Below are 8,200 nucleotides of genomic sequence, written 5' to 3'. Positions count from 1 at the left end.
GACCCAGGATCGCTTAGCTAATCAGAGACGCTCGCCAGGCCGGAGACCGGGGCAAGGTCGTCCCGCGCCGGGAGATCCTGCCGGCAGCCACCGCCTCCATGCCCTGCGTCGCCCTGCCTGCCGCGATGGCCGCCGTGACCGTCGCTCCAGCAGGTGGCTGCAGACGCGAATCGCCGACCGTGACCCCGCGTACGCTTGCCACGGTTGAGCCAATCCCGGCACGCTCTGGGAAGTTTGACCCTGGGTCTAGGGAGCGTGCCCATGGCCGGGGGCAGTGGGCGCAGACGTCAACGCATGCCAAAGCCGTTGGTATTCGGCTGGTTCGCCGATCGCCGCCCGGTGCTGCGGGTGGTCGACGTAGTGCCGGATCGTGTCGGCGATGAACCACGGGTGGATGTTGTCGATGCGCAACCGCCGCCGGCCCAGGGGGAAGATGCCGCGGCGGCGTGCCAGTTCCGGTTGTGCGTAGGTCAGGGCCAGGGTGGAGGCCTTGACTGCGGGCCGGGACGGGCGGCCGGGTGCCAGGGCCTCCCACGGCACCATCAAGGAGCCGACGAAGTCGCGTTGATAGACACCGTCCGGCCGTAGCTCGATCGAAGAACCGCGCCAGCCGGCGGCAAGCTGGAGACCGACGGCGACGAGGAGCAGGAACTGCAACACCATGAACACGCCCACGCTGACCACGTGGCCAGTGCCAGTGTTCAGCATCTGCGCGGACGCCAAGAACGTGAGCCCCACGGCCATGTAGATCTGGACCGCGCCCGGTTCAGTGGCGAACGCCCGAACCTCGGGCTTGACCAGAAAGGCCGCCGGCCGTGGTCGCTGCAGGGCGAGCGGGGCCAGCAACATCAGCAGCAGGCCGGTGAGGATGGGCGCGATGGCCAGGATCAGGCCCAGCGTGGGTGACAGCTGGCGGACCACGGCCAGGACCACGGCCAGGACAAGCACAACGGTGAGGATCGGCCGCCGGTATCGGACCGTGACGGCGGAGATCGTGGCCAACATGCCAGGAGCGTAGTCGACCTCATCCACACCCTCGGCCGCCCAAAACAGCACCGGCCCACCGCCGAGCGCTGACTCACTCCTATTGGCCCTCGAACAGCAAGCATCAGCAGCAGTGACTCGGCGGCAACCGGGCCTTGCACCGACAGACTGACAGCAGCCGGCAGGGGCCAGGGCCAAACATTGAGCATCGGGAGGGCCAGGTCGGCGGATCGCCGCTGACTCGATGAGCGAGGGATTATAAGATCAAGATGGGCGACCTGGAGCTGCCCTGATGGTCTTCTAGCAGCGGAAACGCCTCTCGACGTCGCACACCACTCCCCCGCCGTCCGTCGACCTGTTGCCGACCAGGTGCGGACCGCTCAGCTGTCCAGGCGATCCGGAACATCATCCGGCTGCACCAGGATAAGCTGTGCTCGCCGAACCGACGATGCTCCTCGTCCACAGTCCACTCCTCACCTCGGCGACGTGGAACGCCCTGCGGCCGCACCTTAAAGCGGCGGGGTGGCGCGTGGCCGTACCAGACCTTCACCCTTTGATCGAGGCACCGTCCTTTCACGCAGCGGTCTGCGCGGCAGCGGCTGCCAGCGTCGCACCCGGTACGCCCACCGTCATCGTCGGCCACAGCCGCGCAGGGCCTTACTTGCCCGGCATCACCGACGCGATCGGCACCGACCGGCTGGATGTCGTCTTCCTGGACGCCCGCCTGCCGCACCCAGGCCAAAGCTGGGTCGGGTCACTGCCGCCGGAGCGGGCCACGCGGCTGCGCGAAATAGCGGTGTCGAATCGGCTGCCGACGTGGGACACCTGGTTCCCCGCCGACTCCCTCGATGATCTCCTGCCCGATCCCGGCCAGCGGCGCCAGGTGCTGCACGGCCTACCCGAGCTGCCGTGGAACGTCGTGTCCGAGGTGCTGCCCGCACCAGGCTTGTCGTGGAACTCCGCCAGGCACATCTACCTCCAACTGAGCGCTGCGTACCAGTCCACCGCCCAGCAGGCAGAAGAATGTGGGTACCTGGTCCGGCGCGTGGACGCCGATCACCTGGCGATGGTCACGCAACCCACGATGGTCACGGAGCTACTTCTATCGGCCTTACGCGCATAGCCCGCGATAGCTGCGTCCATCACCGAACTGGACCGCCTCGTCGGGCAGTAGCCACGCCCCTGCCGGCCCCGCTGAGAGTGCGTCGGCGACGTGGTGGAGGTCGGCTCTGGTGTGGTCACCCACTGCGCTTGGCGCGGATATCCGAAGGTACTTACCAAGCAAGTAGTTACTTGGTAAGTTGCATGTCGTGCAGAGGAACGCGGTGCGTTGGGGGCTGTTGGCTTTGTTCGGCGACGGCCCGAAGTATGGCTATCAGTTGAGGACCGAGTTCGACGTGCGGACTGGGGGGACGTGGGCCCTCAACGTGGGGCAGGTCTACACCACGTTGGAGCGGCTTGTCCGGGACGGTTACGTGGCGTCGGTCGGCAGTAACGACGGCGGTCGTGAGGTCTACGCGATCACGTCTCAGGGGCGGGAGGCGTTGGCCGGCTGGTTCGCCACCCCGGTCACGGACACGGACCGGCCACGCAGCGAGCTGGCGATCAAACTCGCGATGGCAGCGGCCGATCCTGATGTGGACGTCGCCTCCGTTGTGCAGTCGCAGCGTACGGAGTCGATGCGGCAGCTGCGTGACTACACGCAGTTGCGACGCCGGGCTGATCCGGACGGGGATGTCGGTTGGCTGCTTCTCCTCGACCATCTGATCTTCGGCTTGGAAGGTGAGATGCGCTGGCTTGACCATGTGGAGGCGACGGTCCTACGGCGACGCAGGCGGCAGGCCGGGGCGGGGCTTCCCGCGTCAGCTGGTCTGGACAGTGCGCCGGCCGGGACGGTGTCCCAGTGAGCCGGGCGGTGTTGTGCTTTGCCGGGGTCAGCCGGGTCTACCCCGCGCCGGAGGGTGTGGTCCGCGCCCTCGACGCGGTCAGCTTCGAGGTGAGTCGGGGTGAGCTCGTTGCCGTGATGGGCCCGTCCGGTTCTGGTAAGTCGACTCTTCTGGCGCTTGCCGGCGGGCTCGACGCACCGACCTCGGGGTCGGTGCAGGTCGAGGGGGTCGAGCTTGGCCGCCTCGACGCGACCGCGTTGGCGCGGTTGCGGCGGGACCGGATCGGCTACGTCTTTCAGGACTACAACCTGGTCACGGACCTCACTGCGGCGGAGAACGTGGCGCTGCCGCGCGAGCTGGCGGGTGTCGGTGCCAGCAGGGCGCGGCGGGATGCTGTCGTGGCGCTGGCCGAGGTGGGCCTGAGCGACATGGCGGACCGTTTCCCTGACCAACTGTCCGGCGGGCAGCAACAGCGGATCGCAATTGCCCGGGCATTGGTGGGACAACGCGGGCTGGTGCTGGCCGATGAGCCGACCGGCGCGTTGGACTCGCGGACCAGTCTGGCGGTGCTCGAGGTGCTGCGAGCCAGGATCGACGCGGGAGCAGCCGGGGTCCTGGTGACGCACGAGCCGCGATACGCCGGCTGGGCCGACCGGACGATCTTCCTGCGTGACGGCCGGCTGGTCGACGCCACGACCCGGGAAACCCCGGAGCAGCTGCTGGGGCGTTCCTCGTGAGCCCGGCCGCCAGCGAGTTCGTTGGCTCCTGGCGCGCCGCGCTACGGATCGCCCGCCGGTCGGCGTGGCGTCACCGTGGACGCAGCGGGCTGGTCCTGCTCATGCTCTTCCTGCCGGCCTTCGCCGCCACCGTGCTGGTGGTGAGCTGGGCCAATCTGAGCGGCACCTCGGCTCAAGAGATCACCTTTGGGATGGGCCGAGCGGACCTGATCGTCGACGCCGACGACCTGGAGGCGGTGCGGGCCACGCTGCCGGCGGGCAGCAGGACCGCGCCCCTGGTCCAGGGCCGGACGGTGGTCCAAGGTCCGACCGGGTTGCGGGCGCGTGAGTATGAGGCGACCGACCTCACCGACACGCTCAACCGGGGCCGGTATGTGGTGCGGGCTGGACGCGCACCACGCGGGACGACGGAGGTGGCGGTCACCCAGCCACTGGCTGAAGAACTCGGCGTCGGTCTGGGGAGCCAGATCGAGGCCGGGATGCCGCAGCGCCGGCTCACTGTGGTCGCAGTGGTGGACTGGAGCCGGTCACTGCGGCAGGCCGGGCTGCTCGTTCCGGCTGAGGCGCCGTTGTCGCCGGGTGTGCGGCCCGCGCTGATGGTGGGGCTTCCCCCCGGGCAGGGCTGGTCACCGCCGGACCCGGATACCGTCACAGGCTTGGGCTGGCGGGACCGTCGGGGGATGGAACCGACCGCCGCCGACCGGGCGGTCGAGGTCGCCGCGGCCCTGCTGGTGGCCAGCTTCGCCGGGACGCAGGTGGTGCTCCTGGCCGGGGCGGCGTTCATGGTGGGTGCCCGTCGGCAGCGGCGGGAACTGGCTCTGATCGCCGCGGCGGGTGCCACCGCCCGGCAGGTACGCCGGATCATCCTCGCCGGAGGGCTACTTCTAGGCGGGGGCGCGGCGGCCGCGGGAGCGGGTCTGGGACTGGTGACCTTCGCGTCAGCCAGGCCAGCGATCGAGCTGATCGCCGACCATCCGCTGATTAATGTGTCGGTACCGGTGTGGGCGGTGGTGGGGGTTGCGGCATTGACGGTAGCGGCCGGCGTGCTGGCAGCGTGGTTGCCAGCGCGTACGGCCGGACGGCGGCCTGTGCGCGCCGATCTCGGCGGCCAACGGACCCGCTCCCGGGCCGACCTTCTCAGCCTGGGTGGTGGCGCGGTTCTCCTCGTCGCCGGCATCGGGCTGCTCCTGTGGTCCGGGAACCCCGAGGGTCGACCGGAGGTGCTGGCCCTCGGCGGGGTTGCCCAGCTGCTCGGTGTGGTGGCCTGCACGCCTGCGCTCGTCCGGGCCGCCGGGAGGCTCGCTGCCGCGCTGCCGCTGTCCGGCCGGCTGGCGTTGCGGCACGCGGCGCGGCACGGCATGCGGACCGCGGCGGCGATGGCCGCCGTCACCGCAGCGATCGCCGGCAGCGTCGCACTGGCCCTGGTCGGAGCAGCCCGCGGCGACGCCACCCCGACGCGGATCGAGGCCCGCCCCGGCCAAGTGCTGCTACCCGCCGAAGCCGCCGACCTGCTCGGCCAAGACGGCCTCCGCCGCTTTGCCGCGGCTCTGCCTGCACGCGACATCGTCGTGCTAGCCAACGCCACCAATGTCGCAATGCCGATCGAGCACCTGTCCGAGGAGGGGGACGCGGTGGCCACCCCGTCGGGGCCCCGGGCCAGGCAGCCGACGATCGGTCACGCACCGCTCGCCAGCCTCGAGCAGCTGAGCGTTGCCGTCGGCGGGGCTGAGACGATCCGACTGGTCACCGGGCGGGCCGCCACCACCGCCGAGCTGGCCACCCTGGCCAACGGCGGCGCGATCGTCTTCAACGACACCCTGATGGCGGGCGATCACGTCATGCTGGGGGTCGACGCCCAACCTGCGGCACCGCTGCCCGCCGCGCTGGCAGCCCACGGGGAGTACTTCGTCAACCTACCCGGACTGGTCGTCACAGCGGCAACGGCGCAGCGGCTCGGGCTGGCCGTCGCGCCCGGGATGGTGGTCGCCGACACCCATCGCATGCCAAGCGCAACAGAGCTTGCCGCCGCCAACGACGTGCTGCTCCGCGCCCAACTGGCCGCCGCTCACCCGCCGGCTCAGCCGATAACCGCCGCCGCCGTGACAGCCAGGGTAGACACCGCTAGGACCACCACGATGTTCTACCTACTTGCTGGGGTCAGCGCGATGGTGGCCCTCGTCGCCAGCACCGTTGCGGTCGGCCTGGCCGCAGCCGAACTGCACGGCGATCTCGCCACCATGGCCGCGGTCGGCGCCACCCCCCGGACCCGCCGAAGGATCACCATGGCCCAAGCCCTGCTCATCGTCGGGCTCGGCGCGCTCCTCGGCCTGCTCGCCGGCATCGGCCCCGCGGCCGGCTTCATCGGCTACAACACCGAAACCCACTGGCAAACCCCATGGCCCGCGCTCCTGCTCATCGCCACCGCTCCGCCGGCACTCGCCACACTCATCGCCGGGATCCTCGCCCGCGGCCGCCCCCCACTCACCCGACGCACCATCTGAACGATGCGGCCACAAGTTCGTACGCGCCATGAGAATGTCGCCCCCGGCGGCTACGGTGCCTCGGTCCACCTATTCGGATGATCCAACTCGAAGCGCCGGGAGAATGGAAGGAGTTCGTAAGCCGGGTGGACGCCACGGTGATCGAGGTGATCGAGCGGGCCCGCCATCCGCTGCCGCCGGCGCTGGTGGTGGCGGCGGCCGCCTGCGACCGGTGGGCGCTGCGCCTCGCGCTGGCGAAGAATCCGCGCCTGGTCGACCAGCAGCCGTCGGTGCTGATCCAGCTCGCCGAGCTCGCGACCGCCGGCAGCGCCCGTGACCGGTTGCCGTTCGACGAAGTCAAGCCGGACGGCGCGCTGCTGGCCGACCTGGTCGCCCCGATCGACGGCACCCTGGACGCATGGCTGCTGGCGCTCCGCCTCCTGCCGAACTTCTCCGGGACGATCACCGAGTTGGTCGCCACCGCCGAACGGGCCACCCGATGAGGCGGCTCGACCACCACCAGGCCACCGGCACCAGGCCGGCGCCGCGCTCCAGGGCGCATCGGGTCCGGCGCGGTGCCGACCTGTCCGACCTGCGGGCCCTGCTTGCCGAAGAGCCGGCCGACCCGGAGGTGGTGGAGCGGGCCCGCCGGGAGAAGGAGTCCGCGCTGCTGGACTTCGGCGTCGGGCAGAGCGTGGTGGCGTCCTGGCTGTACGCCAAGTGCCACCACCACATCGCCACCACCGCCGTACCCACCGCCGCCGTGGTGGCCACCGGTGACGGCGGCTGCGCCCTGCTCGACAACCCGTACTTCTTCACCACACTGGACCTGGACGGGGTCAAGTTCGTGCTGTTCCACGAGGCGCGGCACCTGATGCACCGGCATCTGCACGTGGAGGAGGAGTTGCGGGACGACCCCGCGTTCATACTCGCCGCCGAGGTCGCGATCAACCACGTGGCAATGCGCCGGCTGGAGCGGAGCACGCTGCCGACCCAGACGACCCGCGACGACGCGGGCCAGCCGGTCACCGAGCCGGTCGGGGTCGGCCCTCGGGAGGTGCACCAGACGTACGCGGCGGACCTGCGGGCGCGGAAGCTGAACCCCCTGTCGTACGACGACTTCGTCTACACCGATCTCACCGTCTACGGGGAATTGAAGCGGATGACCGTTCTGGCGTGGCCGGAGGTGGTCTGCATACACCTGGACGGCGATCCGGACGGCGACCGGGAACCCGGGGGCGGAGCCGAGGAGTCCGAGGGTGAGGATGGGGAGCCCGACCGTAACGGCGACGGCAGCGGGCGGGCTGGCACCGGTGGCGGCGGCGTTCGCGGTCGGGGCCGGTGGGGCGTGCCGCTGGACGACGAGACCGTCGAACGGGTGGCCGGCGAGGTGTTGCAGGAGGTGATGCGGGCGGCGCTGCGCGGCAATCCGGCCGCCCGCGACGAGCTGCTCGACCTGGCGGACCGGACGGCGGACGGTGGTGAACGGCTCACCCGGCTCTGGGGTGGGCTGGGCCTGGACAAGCTGCGGGGCAGCACCCCGCGTACCCGGCGGATCGACTGGTGGCAGCCGTGGCTGACCGACGTGCTGGCGTCGAAGCTGTCCGAGGGCGAGCGGCTGGTCTACCCGAAGAAGTACGGCGGGGTGCTGCTGGCCCTCGGGCACGAACCGATGTTGCAGCGGCGCGGACCCGAGCGCACGAAGGTGGTGCTGGTCGCCTTCGATACGTCGGGCTCGATGCCGGACAAGGTGGTCACGTGGCTGACCACGCTGGTCGGCCAGACCGACGGGGTGGAGAGCCACTGGCTCAGCTTCGACGGCCGGGTGACGCCGTTCGTGCCGGGCGAGCGGGTCACCGGTGGCGGCGGTACCAACTTCCAGAACGTCGTCGACTACGTCGAGGGGCGGGCCGAGGTCGACGGCAAGCGGTTCGAGCTGGAGCCCGACGCGATCATCATGGTGACCGACGGGTACGCGTCCGCCGTCACCCCGGTGCAGCCCGACCGGTGGATCTGGCTGATCACTGACGACGGCGATGACTGGCCGGAACGGCACCAACCCCCGATGGCCTGCCACCGGGTCAGGTCAGGAGAACAGGTTTGAGGAGTCGTC

The 8,200-nt window shown here is 70.4% G+C and carries 7 protein-coding genes; 6 read left to right on the top strand and 1 reads right to left on the bottom strand.

Going from position 1 to position 8,200, the window contains the following annotated elements:
* Nucleotides 1-246 precede the first annotated feature (246 nt).
* Entirely contained in the window at nt 247-1,005 is a 759-nt protein-coding gene (locus ACNAW0_RS20560) for a hypothetical protein (RefSeq protein ID WP_416289562.1), read from the bottom strand.
* Between the two features lie 409 nt (nt 1,006-1,414).
* On the opposite strand from ACNAW0_RS20560, the gene ACNAW0_RS20555 reads away from it, so the two are divergent.
* The 6 genes from ACNAW0_RS20555 to ACNAW0_RS20530 all read left to right on the top strand — a co-directional run bounded on the left by ACNAW0_RS20555 (nt 1,415) and on the right by ACNAW0_RS20530 (nt 8,191).
* Nucleotides 1,415-2,107: a hypothetical protein gene (locus ACNAW0_RS20555; protein ID WP_416289561.1), complete on the top strand. Its 693-nt coding sequence runs from the start codon at nt 1,415-1,417 to the stop codon at nt 2,105-2,107.
* Between the two features lie 187 nt (nt 2,108-2,294).
* The gene (locus ACNAW0_RS20550; RefSeq protein WP_416289560.1) at nt 2,295-2,891 is read left to right on the top strand and encodes a PadR family transcriptional regulator; all 597 of its coding nucleotides are present in this window, start codon (nt 2,295-2,297) and stop codon (nt 2,889-2,891) included.
* Nucleotides 2,888-3,607 (top strand): ABC transporter ATP-binding protein, encoded by a 720-nt coding sequence (locus ACNAW0_RS20545; protein WP_416289559.1) that lies wholly within the window; start codon nt 2,888-2,890, stop codon nt 3,605-3,607. Before ACNAW0_RS20550 ends, ACNAW0_RS20545 begins: the two co-directional genes overlap by 4 nt.
* Entirely contained in the window at nt 3,604-6,108 is a 2,505-nt protein-coding gene (locus ACNAW0_RS20540) for an FtsX-like permease family protein (RefSeq protein WP_416289558.1), read from the top strand. Before ACNAW0_RS20545 ends, ACNAW0_RS20540 begins: the two co-directional genes overlap by 4 nt.
* Nucleotides 6,109-6,185: 77 nt before the next feature.
* Nucleotides 6,186-6,590 (top strand): hypothetical protein, encoded by a 405-nt coding sequence (locus ACNAW0_RS20535; protein WP_416289557.1) that lies wholly within the window; start codon nt 6,186-6,188, stop codon nt 6,588-6,590.
* Nucleotides 6,587-8,191 carry a DUF2201 family putative metallopeptidase gene (locus ACNAW0_RS20530; RefSeq protein ID WP_416289555.1) on the top strand — a complete coding sequence of 535 codons (1,605 nt, stop codon included), beginning with the start codon at nt 6,587-6,589 and terminating at the stop codon, nt 8,189-8,191. The genes ACNAW0_RS20535 and ACNAW0_RS20530 overlap by 4 nt, the downstream gene beginning before the upstream one ends.
* The last annotated feature ends 9 nt before the right edge of the window (nt 8,192-8,200 follow it).

Origin of the sequence: Micromonospora sp. SL1-18 (assembly GCF_047921505.1) — a bacterium.
Classification (GTDB): domain Bacteria; phylum Actinomycetota; class Actinomycetes; order Mycobacteriales; family Micromonosporaceae; genus Micromonospora.
Note: the sequence above shows the minus strand (reverse complement) of the source record. Positions and strands in the feature narration are given on the sequence as shown.

Bases quoted from the DNA above. Each gene is read 5' to 3' on its own strand.
- ACNAW0_RS20560 (WP_416289562.1), bottom strand. From the start codon at position 1,005: ATGTTGGCCACGATCTCCGCCGTCACGGTCCGATACCGGCGGCCGATC.
- ACNAW0_RS20535 (WP_416289557.1), top strand. From the start codon at position 6,186: ATGATCCAACTCGAAGCGCCGGGAGAATGGAAGGAGTTCGTAAGCCGG.
- ACNAW0_RS20530 (WP_416289555.1), top strand. From the start codon at position 6,587: ATGAGGCGGCTCGACCACCACCAGGCCACCGGCACCAGGCCGGCGCCG.